Here is a 15,352-nt window from a genome sequence, read left to right as displayed (position 1 = left end):
CCGCCGAAACGCCGAAGGGCGGCGCTCCCCAGGGGAGCGCCGCCCTTCGGCGCGATCGCCCGGACCGCTCAGGGCCGCTTGTGCTCCGCAGGCTCCCGCTGCTCGGCGGTCCACCCGGCGAGCGGCGGCGTGGTCTCGTCGGCCTTGCGCTTGGCCAGGGCCGCCACCCGCTGCTCGTGCCGGGCACCGAACAACTGGGGCAGCGTGGGCGTGGTCAGGAAGCCCTCGGCCCGGGCCGCCGCGATGCCGATCCGAGGCAGCTCGCTCGCCTTGCGGAAGCAGATGTAGCGCGGCTCCCAGATCGGCCGGTACTTCTCGTTGGCCCGGTACAGCGATTCGATCTGCCACCAGCGCGAGAAGAACACCAGGACGGTGCGCCACAACCGCAGCACCGGGCCCGCGCCCAGCTTGTTGCCGCGCTCGAAGACCGAGCGGAACATCGCGAAGTTGAGCGAGATCCGCTCGATGTCGACCGGCGAGGTCGGCTCGGGAGCGGCCTCGGCGTCCGGCTCCGGCGCGCGGCCCTTCCCCTTGCCCTTGGCGGGCTTGGCGTTCGCCGCGGCGTACGCCTTCGCACCCTCTATCACGTCCAGCACCATGAACTCGATCAGACCGTTGTCCGAGTCCCGGTCGCGGCGCATCAGGTCCAGCGAGACGCCCTTGCAGCCCCACGGTACGAAGCTCAGCACCGCACGCAGCCGACCCTCGTCGTCCATGCACTCGACCATCAGGCAGCGCCCGTCGTCGGGGTCGCCCAATCGGCCCAGCGCCATCGAGAAGCCGCGCTCGGTCTGCCCGTCCCGCCAGTGGTCGGCCAGGTCGAGCAGTTCGCGCATCTCGCCCTCGGGGATGTCCTCGTGCCGGCGTACCCGAGTGGTGTAGCCGGCCCGCTTGACCCGGTTGTACGCCTGCCGGACGCCCCGCATCGCGCGGCCCTCCAGGCTGAACTCGGCCACCTCGACGATCGCTTCGTCGCCCAGCTCCAGCGCGTCCAGACCGTGCCGGGCGAAGATCGTGCCGGCCTCCTCGCTGGCACCCATCACGGCCGGCACCCACGCGCGGTCCTCGGCCTCGGCGAGCCAGCGGTCGATCGCGCCGGGCCACGCCTCGGGGTCGCCGATCGGGTCGCCGGACGCGAGCGAGACGCCGCCCACGACCCGGTAGGCGACGGCCGCCTTACCGCTGGGCGACCACATCACCGCCTTGTCCCGACGCAGCGCGAAGTAGCCGAGCGAGTCGCGCTCGCCCTGCTTGTCGAGTAGTTCGCGCAGCAGCACCTCGTCGTCGGGGGTGAGCAACTCGCGCCCCTTGGGCGCGCGGAACAGCACGAACAGCACCAGCAGGAACAACATCACGCCGGCCACGTTGATCACGATGTCGACCCAGCGCGGCACCGACACGGAGCCCAGGTCGCTGTCCGGCGCGAGGGTGAAGATGCGCAGCACCGCGTACAGGATCCGGTCGCCCATGCTGGAGGTGGGGATCCGGTCGGTCGCGTTGACCAGGGTCGAGCCGAGCACCACGCCGACCACCGCGCCGCCGGCCAGCACCAGGCCCGCCTTGAGCACGTTGCCCCGGTCACCCTTGGCGCCGAACTCGGCGAAGCTGAGCAGCAGTGCGACGCAGATCAGGAGGGTGATGATCGTCGACGACCAGTTGAACGGGTGTTGCCGCAGGTCGTCGAACCACAAGGCCCAGATGTACACGCCGGTGGACGGCACCAGCAGGATCGCCGTGAACGCCCAGGCGGCCCGCTTGCGGCGGGCGAGCATGATGGCCAGGAAAGCCGCGAGCGCGGCCGAGGTGAAGCCGGACGTGACCAGGAACGGGGTGTAGTACTCCCCCGTGTCGTGGTGTCGTACCCGGTCCCGCAACGGGACCGAGATCGCCGAGACGAAGTCGAGCGCCGCCACGATCCGCAGATACCAGATCAGCACCCCAGCCGAGATCCCGCGCACGCGCTCGGCGGCCGGGGTGCCGGTGCCGTTCTTGTTGTGGCCGTTCGCGGCGGCCCGCGTCGTGGCAGACACCGTGCTCCTCGATTGTGGGGTGGTGGAAGAGTCTCCTGTGTCTTATGTCCAGGATTGCGACTCTTCGTAACGCTCGCACAACAGCGTAGACACGCACCAAGGTATTTGGATGCGCACGACGGCCCCGTTGTACGTCATCCCACGGAGGGATACCCGATCGTTTGCTAATCCCAATGGTGGATAAGCGCGGAGCGGACGCACGGCGGGGCCGGTGCGGCATGAATGGACACGCCGCACCGGCCCCGCCGGTTTCACTGGGATTCCAACCGGATGAATCAGCCGCCCAGCGGGAGTCCGCCGAGGGAGGGCACGGCGGGCAGGGACGGTGCGGCGGGCACGCCGCCACCGGCGAGCTGACCGGCGGCCGGGGCCGCCTGTCCGACCGCGTCACCGGCGGCCGGCGCGGCCGCCGCGGCGCCCTCACCCACCGTCTTGTTCAGGTTCGAAGCGGTGGTGCCGGCCGTCTGACCTGCGGTCTTCGAGGCCGCGGGGAGGGTCTTGGAGGCCGTGCCCCCCGCCGTGTTGCCCGCACCCTCGGCGGCCGCGGGCACCTTGTCGGCGACGCCGCCGACGTCCGGCTGGGTCAGCGCGCCGAGGCCGCCCGTGGGCAGGTCCGCCGCGTGGGCGGCGGACGCGCCGAGGATCGGGGCGGCGCCGGCGGCGATGAGCAGCGCGGCCTGGGCTACGCGGCGCGAGATGTGCGTCATGGTGCTCCTCGAGGTGTCACTGGGAGGCCGGGCCCCTCCGGCACCGGCCACAGTGACTACCGCTCGAAACACGATCGGGTTGCGGGCGTCGTTGGCAAAGTGTTGGCAATGCCAAGGTGTGTCGTCACTATTTGTGACTGACTGGCTGTTTGTCGGAATCGTCGCGTGGATCGGAATCATCCTGTTTTGACTCCGTCGTACGGGTGATCACCACCGAGTCGCCGGCCCGGGTCGACATCGCTGTGTTATCCACGACGGCGGACCCGTCTTTGGTGCCGACCGACACCGTCGCCGGCACGGGCGCGGGCACGGCGGGCGGCTCGACCGAGAAGGCCGAGCGTCCCGTGAGCAGGTACTGGACCGCGAAGCCCAGGCCGACCACGGCGGCACCGCCGACCGCGTCCATGATCCAGTGGTTCGCGGTACCCATCACCACCAGCGTGGTCGCCAGCGGATAGGTCAGGCCCAGCCAGCGCCAACCCTTGGGCGCGATGGCCAGGATCATCAGGCCGCACCACAACGACCAGCCCACGTGCAGCGAGGGCATCGCCGCGTACTGGTTGGAGATCTTGGTCAGCGCGCCGAAGTTCGGGTTGTTCAGATCCTGTACGCCGTGCACGGTGTCGATGTAGTCGTAGCCGGGCATCAGGCGCGGCGGCGCGAGCGGGTAGAGCCAGAAGCCGACCAGGCCGGTGACCGTGGCCACGCTCAGCACGGTGCGGGCCGAGCGATACGCGGCGGGTTTGCGGATGTACAGGATCGCCAGGATGGTCAGCGGCACGATGAAGTGGAACGTCTCGTAGAAGAAGTTCATGCCGTTCTCCAGCCAGCCGATCCTCGCCACGAAGTGGTTCAGACTCCGCTCGACGTCGACGTGCAGGAACTTCTCCAGGTCGATGATCTGCTGTCCGTGCGCCTCGGCGACCCGGCGCTGGTCGGGCACCGAGGCGCGGATGAACGAGTAGACCTGGTAGCCGACCCTGATCATCAGCAGTTCGAGCAGCAGGTTCGGCCGGGACAGCGGACGCCAGCCGAACGGCAGCGCGGGGATCCAGGAGAACCGGCCCTGTGCGGCGGCCCCCTGCGGCATCGCCTGCGGGGTCCACTTGGCCGAGGCCTTGGTGATGAACGGCACCGCGCACGCCGACGCGATCGCGAGCAGCAGCGGACCGTTGTCGGCGACCACCCGGACGGCGGAGAGCTTGCCCCAGATCAGCGTCTTGCTGTCGAACGTCATGATCATGAAGACCGCGACCGGCCACACCATGCGGTCGGTCTGCCGGGCGCCCAGCCGGCCGGCGGCGGCGAGCAGGATCCACAACTGCTGGTGCTGCCAGGACACCGGGGCCACCGCGACCATCACGCAGCCCGCGAGCGCGACACCGAGCAGCGCCTGGCCGTCCTTGGCGTAGGCCACCGCGCGCGGCATGCCGAACCACAGCACCGCCGCGGACAGCAGCACCACGAGCATGATCTCCAGCGGCCCGGAGAGCCCGATCCGCAACATCAGGCCGTGCAGCGACTGATTGGACAGCGCGTCGGCGTCCCCGCCCAGGCCCGCGCCCGCGACGTGGTGCACCCAGTAGGTGAAGGAGTCGCGCGGCATGGTGAGCCAGGCGAGCGCGGTGCACCCCAGGAACGTCGCGGTCGCGTTCGCGGCGGTGCGCTGCTTGCCGGTCATCCACAGGTAGACGGCGAACAGCAACATCGCCGGGTGCAGCGCGGCGGCGACGCCCACGGCGATCGAGGCGGGCTTGCCCGGCGCCGGTCTGAGCATCGCGGGCAACGCGAGCAGCACCGGGAGCAGGCTCATCTGGCCGAGCGAGAGGTTGCCCCGGACCGGCAGCGACAGCACCAGAAGGCTGATGATCAGCGGCGCCGCGAGCAGTTGCGCGCGGCGGGTGCGCAACGCCGGGAGGGCGTACGCGACCAGCACCCCGATCGCGGCCACGATCAGCAGGGTCACGATCGTCCACGCGACGCCCAGCGCGTTCTCCGCCGCCTTGGTGAGCGGGCGCAGCACCCAGCCCGCGAACGGCGTCTCGCTGAAGGTGGTGCCGCGCGAGTCGGTGTCGTAGAGCGAACCGGGCAGGTGCAGCACGCCTTCCGGACCCAGCCAGGCGTCCAACTCGGGCAGTCTGCGGTCCTGTGGTCGGTCGAGAACCTCGTTGGCCTGTCGAATGGCGACGCATGCGGCGAGCAGCCACAGACCCACCAGGGCCAGAGAGATCCTGGTCCTTCGTATGTCCAGTAGCCGGCGAACGCCTGCCCTCACCATGTGCGACTTCTCCCGTTTTTCCGTGTCCTGTCGCCCGATGGCCCTCGATCCGTGGCGAGGCCATTCGGTTGCCACGCTTCGGACACCTTGTCACCGCCCGAGCGCGACGGAAAGCGGAGGCCCCTCGCGAGACCCACGCCGTACGCTCGGGGGCGGCATGGAACACATCGCCGAATCGACGAGGGGCGAGAAACAACAATGGTGCCGCAGGACGCGTCGACGCGGACGCACGAGGCCCCCGAGGGGCTCATACCGATCTCCTTCCGCCAGGCCGATGCATCCCACATCCCTGCCCTGGTCGAGCTGGTCGAGTCCGCCTATCGCGGAGACGAGAGTCGACGGGGCTGGACCACGGAGGCGAGCCTGTTGGAGGGGCAGCGCACCGACGCGGACGCGGTCGCGGCGGTTGTGGACGGGGCCGACAGTGTGATGTGGATCGCCGAGCGGGACGGCGTACTGCTCGGTTGTTGCCAGCTCGAGCGCCGCGCGGACTCGGTCGCCTACTTCGGGATGTTCGCGATCCGCCCGGGACGACAGGGCGGCGGCCTGGGTCGATCGCTGCTCGCCGAGGCCGAGCGGGTCGCGGTGCGGCTGTGGGGCGCCGAGCGCATGCAGATGACCGTGATCCGGCAGCGCGAGGAACTGATCGCCTGGTACGAGCGGCGCGGATTCGCGCGTACCGGCGTGTTGTCCCCGTTCCCGTACGGCAACGAGCGGTTCGGCCGGCCGTTGCGGGACGACCTGGAGTTCGAACTGCTGACCAAGGACCTGTGAGTCCGGGGGAGCGAGCGAGACCTCCGGTGCTGGGAGCGGGAATCGGCCGGACCCCGGGCATGGCTTCGATCCCCCGCCGCGCACCACGACGGGGGATCGAACCCGCGCCCCGGCCCGGGCGGTTCGGGATTCCCCTCGATCAGGTGATCATTTCGCCTGGACTTCGGTGGATCGGCTCCTGCGCGTCCCGATCGTGACAGCATGGGTGTTCGGGGATAGTTCGGCCCCGGCACCGGTCGCTTGGGGGAGTCGAAGCCGTGTCGCACCACGAACCGCCACCGCGGTATCCGCAACAGCCCGGGCAGCCGCCTCCGCAGGGCGGCGGCCGGCGCGGCAACCCGTTGATCACGCTGGTGATCGCACTGGTGGTGGTGGCGGCCGTGGTGACCGCGATCATCCTGATCACCCGTGGGGACGACGACGGGGACGCTCCGAAGAAGACGCCCTCCACCCAGGGGCCCAACCAACCGGGTCTGCCCACCGGCCTGTTGCCCTCCGGTCTGTTGCCGTCCGGGCTGCTTCCCTCGGGTCTGGACATCCCGTCGGGCCTGTTGCCCGACATCGGATAGGGCCGGCTCGATCCGACCCGCTCGTTTCCGGGCGCACCGCCGCCCGCGTTGGGGCACTCGGGTGATTCCCCGGCCTGCCCCCGGTCCGGTCACCGGAATCGGGGCGCCGGCTGCCTACTGTCGGCTGACATGGCCAAACAGTTGATCAGATCATCCGTCTTAATCCTGCTGGTCGGTGTCGTAGGCGCCGGACTGGCCGTGGCCCCGGCCACCGTTGCCGAGGCCGTCGAGGACCGGACCTGGGACGCCCTCGCGGACTGCGAGAGCAGCGGTCGATGGAACCTGAACACCGGGAACGGCTACTACGGCGGGCTCCAGATCCTGCCGAGCACGTGGGACGAGGCAGGCGGACAGGAGTACGCCACCCGCCCGGATCGGGCCACCCGCGAGGAGCAGATCGCCGTCGCCGAGGTGATCCTGCGCATGCAGGGCTGGGAAGCGTGGCCGCAATGCGCCCGACAGATCGGCATTCTCGGGTCGACCTACACGGTCAAGGTCGGCGACACGCTGTCGTCGATCGCGCGCGACCTCGGCGTGATCGGCGGCTGGCAGGCGCTGTACGACGCGAACCGCGACACGATCGGCGAGGACCCGGATCACCTGCTGCCGGGCACGGTCCTGAACGTGCCGAAGGCCGCTCTTCGGAGCGGCCCTCGGTTGGCGCGTGATCATGATCTGATCGGTGCTCACGACTGGGATCGAACCAGTGACTTCCTCGGTGTGAACGAGGCGCTCTCCCGCTGAGCTACGCGAGCCTGCGTAGGTTTCGTGCACATCCTAACCAGTAACACGCGAGTGGGTCGCCCCCTCCCCGTGACGGGGCGGCCCGCTCGTGCTCACCGCCCTTCGGCGGAGTCTCCACAATGCCGCCGGGCGCCGGGTCGGTTCAACCGGTTTTCCCCGGCTCGGCCGGGCGCGCAGCGCCACCAACAGACCGGACAGCCCGAACACCAGCGTGATGGTGGGCGCGGGTCGCCGCAGCAGTCCGCGCACGTCCAGGTCGGCGGAGAATCCGTAGCGGTGCGCGGCCGCCAGGCACAGGATCGCGCCCGCCACCGCACAGACCGCGCAGGCGGCGAGCGGACCCGGGATCGGCCGGCTCCGGTCGGTGTGTCGAGCTGTCACGGCGAACTCCAGGACGGATGTGCAGCGTTTCCTCCAGCCTGGCCGGGCGGCCCCCCGCGAACCAGGTAGGTGCCTGGCGGATCGGGGGTGGGGCCAGCCCCACCTTTGCCGGGGTCCGGCCGGCCCGCCACACATCGACGAAGAGGGCCCGCCCTGTCGGTGCCGTGTGCCTATCCTGGGCTGCCCTGTGAACGCCGACCGGAGGCGCCCCGCTTCATGAAGCTGCTGCACGCCGCCGACCTGCACATCGACAGCCCGCTGCGCGGACTTTCCGGCTACGAGGGGGCACCCGCGGCGGAGATCCGCGGTGCGGCGCGGCGGGCCGTGGTCAACCTGGTGGACCTGGCGCTGGCCGAGGCAGTCGACGCGGTGCTGCTCGCGGGCGACATCTACGACGGCGACTGGAAGGACTACCACACGGGATTGTTCTTCACGGTGCAGATGCGCCGCCTCGCCGAGGCGGACATCCCGGTCCTGCTGGTCGCGGGCAACCACGACGCGGACAGCCGGATCACCCGCGAACTGCGCCTGCCCGCCAACGTGCACCGGTTCTCCACCGCGCGCCCGGAGACCGTCGCGTACGAGGACCTGGGGCTGGCCGTGCACGGTCAGGGCTTCGCGGTGCGGGACGTGACCGAGAACCTCGCGGTGAGCTATCCGGCGCCGCGCGGCGGGATGTTCAACGTCGGGCTGCTGCACACCGCGCTGACCGGCGCCGAGGGGCACGCGAACTACGCGCCGTGCAGCGTCGGCGACCTGCTCTCGCGCGGCTACGACTACTGGGCACTGGGCCACGTGCACGCGCGCGAGGTGGTGCACGCCGCCGAGCCGTGGATCGTCTTCCCGGGCAACGTGCAGGGCCGGCACGCCCGCGAGACCGGGCCCAAGGGCGCGACGCTGATCACGGTCGACGGCGACCGGGGCCGGGCCGAGATCGAGCACCGCGACCTGGACGTGGTGCGCTGGGCGCGCCTGGACGTGGACGCGACCGAGGCGACCGGCATCGAGGACGTGCTCGATCTGGTGCGCCGGCGGATGGCCGAGGAGCGGGCCGCGGCCGGCGATCGACTGCTGGCGGCCCGGGTCCGGGTCGTCGGCGCGTCCGACGCGCACGAGGCGCTGTGGCGCGACGAACGCCGGTTCGTGTTCGAGGCCCGGGCACTGGCCGCCGAGTTCTCCGGGGTGTGGCTGGAAAAGGTCCGCCTGGAGACCCGGCACGCCGAACTGGGCGATACGGGGGTCGAGTTGCCCGCACTGGTGGAGGACCTGGCCCGCACCGCCAAGGCCCTGCGCGCGGATCCCGACGCCCTCGAACAGTTGATCCGATCGGTGCCCGGGTTGCGCACGCTCGACCCCAAGGTGGCTGAGGAGGGCATCACGCCCGCGGACCGGGCCTGGCGCGCGGACATCTTCGATCAGGCGGTCGACCTGCTCACGGCGCTGGTCACCGGGACCGACGGGGAGTCCGGATGAGGATCGATCGGCTCGACCTGATCGCGTTCGGCTGCTTCACCGACCGGCACATCGAGCTCGGTGCCCCGGGCGTGCACGTGATCAGCGGCCCGAACGAGGCCGGCAAGTCCACCGTGCGGCACGCCCTGGACCAGCTCCTGTACGGCATGGACCGGCAGACCTCGTACGACTTCGTGCACGCGATGCGCGACCTCAAGCTCGGCGCGCTGGTGCGGGACGAGCGCGGGAGCGTGCTCGACGTGGTGCGGCACAAGCGGGACAAGAACCCGCTCACCCGTGCGGACGGCACGGTGCTCGCCGAGGCCGAGCTGACCCGACTGCTCGCGGGCGTGGGCCGCGACGACTTCCGGCACGTCTTCGCGCTCGACCACGCCGGGCTGCGCGAGGGCGGCGCGGAACTGCTCCGGGGCGAGGGCGACGTGGGGCGGGCGCTGTTCGAGTCGCGCTCCTCGGCCCGACTCGGCGAGGTGCTGACCCGCCTGGAGGAGCGCGCCGACGAGCTGTACAAGACGCGCGGGAAGAACCAGCGGATCAACGCGGGACTGACCGAGCTGGGCCGGTTGCGCAAGCGGGTCCAGGACGACGCGCTGGCACCCTCGGTGTTCGGCGACGCGGTCAAGGAGGCCCGGCGGGCCGAGGAGGAGCGCGACCGGCTCGGCGGCTACCGCAGCGAGGCGCGCGCGCAGGCGAGCCGGCTGGATCGGGTCCGCCAGGCGCTGCCGGTGCTGGCCCGACGCACCGCGCTCGACGCCGAGCGGGCCGCACTGCTCGCCGAGGGCGCACCGGCCCCCGCCGAGCTCGCGGCCGAGTTGGCCGCGCTCGACGAGCGGATGCGGGAGGCGACGGCGGAGACCGAACGGGCCGCGCGAGAGGCGGCCGAGGCCCGCCGAGAGGCGGCCGAACTGGTGGTGGACCGCGCGTTGTCGGCGCAGGTGGCCGAGGTGGACGCGCTGCACGCGGACGTCGCGGCGATCCGCGACGCGGTCGAGCTGGCCGCCGACGCCGACGCCGAGGCGTCGCAGACCCGGGCGGGCGCCGCCGAACTGCTGTCCCGGGTGCGCCCGGACCGTGCCCTGGACGACCCCACGGCGTACGACGTGCCGCCCGGCGTCGGCGACCGGGTCACCGCGCTGCGGGACCACCTCAAGGTGTGCGAGGCCCGGCTCGCGGGCGCCGGCGAGCAGGTCGCGCATCGCCGCGGCCGGCTGGACGCGGCGCGCGCGACCTGCGCGCTGACCCCGGAGCCGGCCGACCCGGCCGCGCTGCGCGCGCTGCTTCGGGCGGTGCCGGGCAACCTGGTGGAGGACATCGCGCGCGACGAACGGCGGGTGGCCGAGCTCGAACGCGAGGCGCACGACCTGCGGGCCCGGCACAACCTGGCGGACCTGGCGCCGCTCGCCGAGGACCGGCCGGCGCGGCTGCGACTGCCCGGCCGGGAACGGGTCGCCGACCACCTGGACCGGGTGGGCCGGGTCCGCGAGGAACTGCACGCGAGTACGCGGGCCGAGGACGAGGCGGTGGCCGATCACGACGCGCGGCGGCGCGAGCTGGCCGTGCTCGCGCTCGCCGATCCGCCGCCCGCGCCCGCCGACTGGGCCGCCGCCCGGGCCGAGCGCGATCGGCTGTGGACGCTGGTGTGCGCGAGCCCGCCGCTGACCGACGACCGGATCGACGCCTACGAACGCGCGGTTCGGGTGGCGGACGAGATCGCCGAGCGGATCGCCCGCCGGGCCGAGGACGCGGTCCGGCTCGGCCGGCTCCGGGTGGATGTCGAGCACGACGAGCGCACGCTGGCCCGACTGGCCGAGCGGCGGCTGGAATTGACCGCGCGCCGGGCCGAGCTCGCGGCGGAGTGGGCGGCGGCCTGGGCGCCCAGCGGGTTGCCCGCGCCGGACCCCCACGACGCCGGCGCTTTCCTGGACGCGTTGGCCGAGCTGGCCCGGATCGAGGTCGAGGCGCGCGCGGCGCGGGATCGACTGGCCGCGGGCAGGGCGCGCGCCGCCGAACTGGCGGGGGCGTTTCGCGTCGCGCTGGCCGAGTCCGGCGCGCCGGCCGGCACGAGCGACCTGGCCGCGCTGATCGAACTGGCCGACGCCCGTCGCGACGCGCTCGCGGACGCGATGCGGGTGCGCGAGAGCGGGCTCGCGGCCGTGCGCGAGGCCGAGGCCGAACTCGCCGAAGCCGACGCGGAGGCGGACCGGGCCCGGGACGAGCGCGCGGCGTGGGAGCGGAGCTGGCACGAACTGGTGCACGGCCTGGACCTGCCCGAGGGCGACCCCGACGCGGTCGCAGCGGCGGTGCACACGCTGGCCGAGGTGGCGGCGGCGGTGGGGCACGCGGCCGAGGCACAGCGGCGCCGAATCCGCGCGGACGAGCGGGTGGCCGCGTTCGGCGCGCGGGTGGCCGAGGTGTTCGCCGCGTGCGGACGGCCGGAGCCGATCGAGGCGGACGGGCGTCCGGCGTTCGCCGCGGTGCTCGCGCTGCACGAGGAGTCCACCCGGGCCCGGCGGGCCGACGAGGCCCGCGGCAGGCTCGCCGAGCGGATCGCCCGGCTGGAGGACGCGGTGGCCGCCGGGCGGGGCGCGGTCGAGCGTGCCGAGGGCGAACTCGCCGCGCTGGTCGAGGCCGCCGGTGCCGCCGACGCCGACGAACTGCGCGCCTCGGTAGGCCGATCCGCGCGGTTGCGCGCGATCGAGGACGCGCTGGTCGAGCACGGTGCGCTGCTGTCCCCCGAACTCGAACAGGAGGCCGCGCGGCACGACCCCGAGGAACTCGACGTGGCGATCGAGGACGCCGCGCGCCGGGTCGAGGAGGCCGAGGCGGCGTACGCCGCGGCGGGCGAGGAACTCGGTCGGTGCCGGCAGATCGTGCGGGACCTGGAGCGCGAGTCGGTGGCCGCCGCCCGGGCCCAGGAGGAGGTGGCCGGCACGGTCGCCACGATCGCCGAGGACACCGAGGAGTTCGTCCGGCTGCGGCTGGCCCGCGAGGTGCTGCTGCGCTGCATGGAGGACTACCGCAAGCAGAACCAGGCTCCGGTGCTGGCCCGGGCGGAGGAGGTGTTCACCGCGCTCACCGCGGGACGCTTCGACCGGCTGCTCGTGGAGACCGACGGCCGCAAGGGCGCCCCGGTGCTGCGCGCGCGGCGGGCCGGCTCCTCCCCGGTCGCCGCGGCCGGTTCCGTCGGCGTGGACGAGATGAGCGAGGGCACCCGCGATCAGCTCTACCTGGCGCTGCGCCTGGCCTCGCTGGACGCGTACGCCGAAGCGGGTCGGGCGATGCCGATCGTGCTCGACGACATCGCGATGACGTTCGACGACGGGCGCACGCGCGCGATGCTCTCGGTGCTGGACGCGATGGCCGACCGGTTCCAGGTGGTGTTGTTCACCCACCACCCGCACCTGGGTCGGCTCGCCGTGGACACGCTCGCGCCCGGCCGTGCCCACGTGCACGAACTGCCGGTCTACGTCGCCCGGTCGGCCGCGGCGCAACCGGTGGAGTGAGCCCGCGGCGGGCGCCGTACGGGCGGGTTCAGGCGGTCATCGCGAGCCGGAAGCGCACGCACTTCCCCCCGGGTTCGGGGATCGACTCCCAGCCGTCGGACAACGATTCGACCAGGAGCAGGCCGCGCCCGGTGGTGTCGTCGTCGGTCGCCTCGACCACCTGGGGCACCCGGGTGTCCGTGTCGTGCACCTCGATCCACACACAGGCGGCGCCGTCGGGGGCGCGGTCTCGGCGGACCACGACGCTGAAAGGGCGTCCCAGACCCGCGTGGCGTACGGCATTGGTCGCCAGTTCGGAGGCGAGAAGTACGGCGATGTCGGACAAGGATTCGAGGTCCCAAACCGTCAGCGCCACGCGGACATGCTCCCGCACGGCGGACACGCACGCGGGCATCGCCGGCAGCGTGATGGTCGGGCTGACCTCGTCCTCTGCGTCCGCCACTTCCGGATCGGCCAGGGTGGTCATGCAGCTACCTCCTGTTGCGTGGGCTGCGTTTGCCCCCGCAAGCGGCCCCGCCCCGTCCCGTCGCTTTAAGTGATCTTGTAAGCGCGTAAAGTGAGGGTGCTCGGTAGGATGCTCCACGAAACCCGGTGGTGCAACTCTCGCCGCCACTTCGGTGTCCGCGTGTACACGGTTCACCCGATCGGGCGATGTCCCTGGCCCTCACATGGAGGAAGCGGGTTCGACTCGCCCCGTCGGCGTGGCCTCGACGAGTCAGGGGGGACGGGCCGATGGCGACCTCGTTGCGGGAAACCCACGCACCGACGTGGCGACGGAGCTCCTACAGCAGCGTGCAGGGGAACTGTGTGGAAGTGGTGAATCGTCACCCCTGCGAGGTGGTGGTGCGCGATTCGAAGCAACGTGCGTGTGCGGTCCTGAGGTTCACCGACCGCGAATGGACCCACCTGTTGGTTGCCCTTGTCGGGCGCGGAAAGTGACGATCAGTCAGGAACGGTTTCGGTGAGCACCGGGACATCGCTCCAGCGGAAGACGTGGGCCAGCGTCGGCTCCACGATCGACCCGGGCACCTCGCCGTCGAACCAGCGGTCCACATGCGCCCAGTGGTAGGGGTTCAGCAGGTACTCGCCGGTCAGCCCCTCGACCGCGGCGTACTCCTGCTCCCACGCGTGCGTCCACCGCGACCGCCCGGTCCGCTCCACCACCCGGGAGAGCGCCCACGAGCGGATCGTCGGGATGTGCTGCGGCATGGCGATCAGATCCGCCTCGAACTCGGCCAGTACGTCGGCGGGTGTGCCCGCGCGTACGGTCAACAGCAGCGTGCGCTTGACCCGGGGACCGGTCAGCGGCGCGAACCCGGCGCGCACCGGGCGCAGCGCGACCTCGTCGGCCCGCGCCGGGAGTTCGGGCCGCGCGTCGGACCGAAGATCCCACGAGTAGCCGTGCCCGCCGACGCAGCCGGGCAGGTCCGGCCCGGCCGAGAGCGATCGGTGCCCCGGGTCGGGCATGGTCGTGGCCAGCACCACTCGACGAGTCATGCGTGTGCTCCCGTGCGATGTGCGGTGTGGTCCGCCGGGATGTGATCCGCTGCGGTGGCGGCCGCGTCGCCGGCGCCCACCCGGGCCGGATCCGGCTCGGCGGCGGACGCGGACATCGCCGGTTGCAGCGCCCGGCGTTGCCGATCCAGCGCATAGCCGTCGGTGGCGGCCCAGAACGCCGCGACGTCCGGATCGGCCGCCGCGGCCCCGCGCATCGCGTAGAACGCGCGGATCGTCGGCAGCACCCACAGGATGTGCACGGTGGTCGCGTCCCGGCCCGCGGGCGAACGCCAGACGCGTTCCAGCCGCATTCCGCGCCGCTGCGCGCCGGGCAGATAGCGATCATGGAACTGGCCCAGCCACAACGCCACCTGATCGTTCGTCAGGGTGACGTGGTCGAGGATGTTCACCGGGTCGGGAACGGGTTCGGCGGCGGTGCTCACAGCTTGTCCAGCACGGTCTCGCGGTAGCGCGCGATCCGCTCGCGCAACGTGTCCAGCCCACCGGGACCGGCCAGTTCGGCCGGGTTCGGCGCGAACACCAGCCGGGTCGCGCCCGCGTCGGTGAACCGGCGCACCCAGTTCGGGTCGTGCTGGAGCTCGCGGTCGCACGAGCCCGGCCATGCGGTGATCTCGACCGCGTCCGCCGTGCGGCCGGCCGCACGCGCGCACGTGCGCAGCAGTTCGGCGCGCGTCTCGAACTCGTCGGGCGCGATCGTGTACGGGAACCAGCCGTCGCCGAGCCGCCCGGCCCGGCGCACGGCGGGCTCGCTGTTGCCGCCCAGGACCACCGGCACCGCACCACGTTCGGGGCGCGGCAGGCAGTGCACGCGCTCGAAGGAGGTGAACCTGCCGCTGAAGGTGGCGGGGGCGTCGGCCCACAGCGCGCGCATCGCGCCGACACACTCCTCCAGGCGGGCGCCGCGCTCGGTGAAGGACGCGCCGACCGCGGCGTACTCCTCCTTCTGCCACCCGATGCCCAGGCCCAGCATCAACCGGCCGCCCGAGTGCCGGTCGATGGTGGCGACCCGTTTGGCCAGCACCACCGGGCTGTGCAGCGGCGCGACCACCATCGCCGTACCGAAGCGCAGCGTGCGCGAGGCGCCGGCGAGGAAGGCGATGGTCTCCAGCGGGTCGGGCATCGGCACCACGCCGGCGGCGCTGGGGGTGCGACCGGAATCCGAGTACGGGTACAGGGGCTCGTAGTCCTCGGCGACCACGACGTGTTCGACGGTCCACACGGATTCGACGCCGCACTCCTCCAGCGTCCCGGCGAAGTCGCGCAGGAAGCCGCCGGAGGTGATCAGACCGTCCGCGAAGGGCGCCATCGCGCCCAGCTTGATCGTCATTCTGACGCCCTTTCAGATCCCGTGTCCGCACCCTGCCCCGGCGGGCGTGCG

13 protein-coding genes, 1 tRNA gene and 1 pseudogene are annotated in these 15,352 nt (G+C 72.2%); 6 read left to right on the top strand and 9 right to left on the bottom strand.

Annotation, left to right across the window (positions count from 1 at the left end; translation table 11 throughout):
- Nucleotides 1-68 precede the first annotated feature (68 nt).
- The 3 genes from ACIBSV_RS27400 to ACIBSV_RS27390 all read right to left on the bottom strand — a co-directional run bounded on the left by ACIBSV_RS27400 (nt 69) and on the right by ACIBSV_RS27390 (nt 5,015).
- Complete coding sequence (locus ACIBSV_RS27400; protein WP_395867510.1) at nt 69-2,030, bottom strand: phosphatidylglycerol lysyltransferase domain-containing protein; 1,962 nt, start codon at nt 2,028-2,030, stop codon at nt 69-71.
- A gap of 275 nt (nt 2,031-2,305) precedes the next feature.
- Nucleotides 2,306-2,737: an ATP-binding protein gene (locus tag ACIBSV_RS27395; protein WP_395867508.1), complete on the bottom strand. Its 432-nt coding sequence runs from the start codon at nt 2,735-2,737 to the stop codon at nt 2,306-2,308.
- A 127-nt stretch (nt 2,738-2,864) separates the two neighbouring features.
- Complete coding sequence (locus ACIBSV_RS27390; RefSeq protein WP_395867506.1) at nt 2,865-5,015, bottom strand: bifunctional glycosyltransferase 87/phosphatase PAP2 family protein; 2,151 nt, start codon at nt 5,013-5,015, stop codon at nt 2,865-2,867.
- A gap of 198 nt (nt 5,016-5,213) precedes the next feature.
- Between ACIBSV_RS27390 and ACIBSV_RS27385 the strand changes: the two genes are divergently transcribed.
- The 3 genes and pseudogenes from ACIBSV_RS27385 to ACIBSV_RS27375 form a co-directional block, all read left to right on the top strand.
- A complete protein-coding gene (locus tag ACIBSV_RS27385) occupies nt 5,214-5,789 on the top strand; it encodes a GNAT family N-acetyltransferase (RefSeq protein WP_395867504.1) in 576 nt (191 codons plus the stop codon).
- Nucleotides 5,790-6,046: 257 nt separating this feature from the next.
- The gene (locus tag ACIBSV_RS27380; RefSeq protein WP_395867502.1) at nt 6,047-6,358 is read left to right on the top strand and encodes a hypothetical protein; all 312 of its coding nucleotides are present in this window, start codon (nt 6,047-6,049) and stop codon (nt 6,356-6,358) included.
- 129 nt (nt 6,359-6,487) lie between these two features.
- Nucleotides 6,488-6,928: pseudogene (locus ACIBSV_RS27375) on the top strand (transglycosylase family protein); the annotation flags it as partial.
- A 113-nt stretch (nt 6,929-7,041) separates the two neighbouring features.
- Here ACIBSV_RS27375 and ACIBSV_RS27370 read toward each other — a convergent pair.
- Nucleotides 7,042-7,113, bottom strand: a tRNA-Val gene (locus ACIBSV_RS27370).
- A 22-nt stretch (nt 7,114-7,135) separates the two neighbouring features.
- Nucleotides 7,136-7,483, bottom strand: coding sequence for a hypothetical protein (locus ACIBSV_RS27365; protein ID WP_395867499.1), 348 nt, complete (start codon nt 7,481-7,483; stop codon nt 7,136-7,138).
- A 216-nt stretch (nt 7,484-7,699) separates the two neighbouring features.
- Here ACIBSV_RS27365 and ACIBSV_RS27360 point away from each other — a divergent pair, with 216 nt between their 5' ends.
- Together ACIBSV_RS27360 and ACIBSV_RS27355 are read left to right on the top strand one after the other, a co-directional pair.
- Nucleotides 7,700-8,956, top strand: a complete 1,257-nt coding sequence (locus ACIBSV_RS27360; RefSeq protein WP_395867497.1) for an exonuclease SbcCD subunit D — start codon at nt 7,700-7,702, stop codon at nt 8,954-8,956.
- The gene (locus ACIBSV_RS27355; RefSeq protein WP_395867495.1) at nt 8,953-12,456 is read left to right on the top strand and encodes an AAA family ATPase; all 3,504 of its coding nucleotides are present in this window, start codon (nt 8,953-8,955) and stop codon (nt 12,454-12,456) included. The genes ACIBSV_RS27360 and ACIBSV_RS27355 overlap by 4 nt, the downstream gene beginning before the upstream one ends.
- A 28-nt stretch (nt 12,457-12,484) precedes the next feature.
- Here the strand turns inward: ACIBSV_RS27355 and ACIBSV_RS27350 are convergent, their stop codons facing one another.
- Nucleotides 12,485-12,922 (bottom strand): ATP-binding protein, encoded by a 438-nt coding sequence (locus ACIBSV_RS27350; RefSeq protein WP_395867493.1) that lies wholly within the window; start codon nt 12,920-12,922, stop codon nt 12,485-12,487.
- Nucleotides 12,923-13,107: 185 nt separating this feature from the next.
- On the opposite strand from ACIBSV_RS27350, the gene ACIBSV_RS27345 reads away from it, so the two are divergent.
- The gene (locus ACIBSV_RS27345) at nt 13,108-13,395 is read left to right on the top strand and encodes a DUF397 domain-containing protein (protein ID WP_395867491.1); all 288 of its coding nucleotides are present in this window, start codon (nt 13,108-13,110) and stop codon (nt 13,393-13,395) included.
- A gap of 3 nt (nt 13,396-13,398) precedes the next feature.
- Here ACIBSV_RS27345 and ACIBSV_RS27340 read toward each other — a convergent pair whose 3' ends face one another.
- Genes ACIBSV_RS27340 through ACIBSV_RS27330 form a run of 3 tightly spaced genes read right to left on the bottom strand, consistent with a single transcriptional unit; the run spans nt 13,399 to nt 15,301 of the window.
- Nucleotides 13,399-13,953, bottom strand: coding sequence for a Dabb family protein (locus ACIBSV_RS27340; protein WP_395867490.1), 555 nt, complete (start codon nt 13,951-13,953; stop codon nt 13,399-13,401).
- Complete coding sequence (locus ACIBSV_RS27335; protein WP_395867488.1) at nt 13,950-14,396, bottom strand: NIPSNAP family protein; 447 nt, start codon at nt 14,394-14,396, stop codon at nt 13,950-13,952. Before ACIBSV_RS27335 ends, ACIBSV_RS27340 begins: the two co-directional genes overlap by 4 nt.
- Nucleotides 14,393-15,301: an LLM class F420-dependent oxidoreductase gene (locus ACIBSV_RS27330; protein ID WP_395867486.1), complete on the bottom strand. Its 909-nt coding sequence runs from the start codon at nt 15,299-15,301 to the stop codon at nt 14,393-14,395. Before ACIBSV_RS27330 ends, ACIBSV_RS27335 begins: the two co-directional genes overlap by 4 nt.
- Nucleotides 15,302-15,352: the final 51 nt, after the last annotated feature.

Source organism: Embleya sp. NPDC050154 (assembly GCF_044460165.1).
Classification (GTDB): domain Bacteria; phylum Actinomycetota; class Actinomycetes; order Streptomycetales; family Streptomycetaceae; genus Embleya.
This window is presented reverse-complemented; position numbering and strand designations above follow the sequence as displayed.

Bases quoted from the DNA above. Each gene is read 5' to 3' on its own strand.
- ACIBSV_RS27395 (WP_395867508.1), bottom strand. From the start codon at position 2,737: ATGACGCACATCTCGCGCCGCGTAGCCCAGGCCGCGCTGCTCATCGCC.
- ACIBSV_RS27390 (WP_395867506.1), bottom strand. From the start codon at position 5,015: ATGGTGAGGGCAGGCGTTCGCCGGCTACTGGACATACGAAGGACCAGG.
- ACIBSV_RS27385 (WP_395867504.1), top strand. From the start codon at position 5,214: ATGGTGCCGCAGGACGCGTCGACGCGGACGCACGAGGCCCCCGAGGGG.
- ACIBSV_RS27360 (WP_395867497.1), top strand. From the start codon at position 7,700: ATGAAGCTGCTGCACGCCGCCGACCTGCACATCGACAGCCCGCTGCGC.
- ACIBSV_RS27355 (WP_395867495.1), top strand. From the start codon at position 8,953: ATGAGGATCGATCGGCTCGACCTGATCGCGTTCGGCTGCTTCACCGAC.
- ACIBSV_RS27350 (WP_395867493.1), bottom strand. From the start codon at position 12,922: ATGACCACCCTGGCCGATCCGGAAGTGGCGGACGCAGAGGACGAGGTC.
- ACIBSV_RS27345 (WP_395867491.1), top strand. From the start codon at position 13,108: ATGTCCCTGGCCCTCACATGGAGGAAGCGGGTTCGACTCGCCCCGTCG.
- ACIBSV_RS27340 (WP_395867490.1), bottom strand. From the start codon at position 13,953: ATGACTCGTCGAGTGGTGCTGGCCACGACCATGCCCGACCCGGGGCAC.
- ACIBSV_RS27330 (WP_395867486.1), bottom strand. From the start codon at position 15,301: ATGACGATCAAGCTGGGCGCGATGGCGCCCTTCGCGGACGGTCTGATC.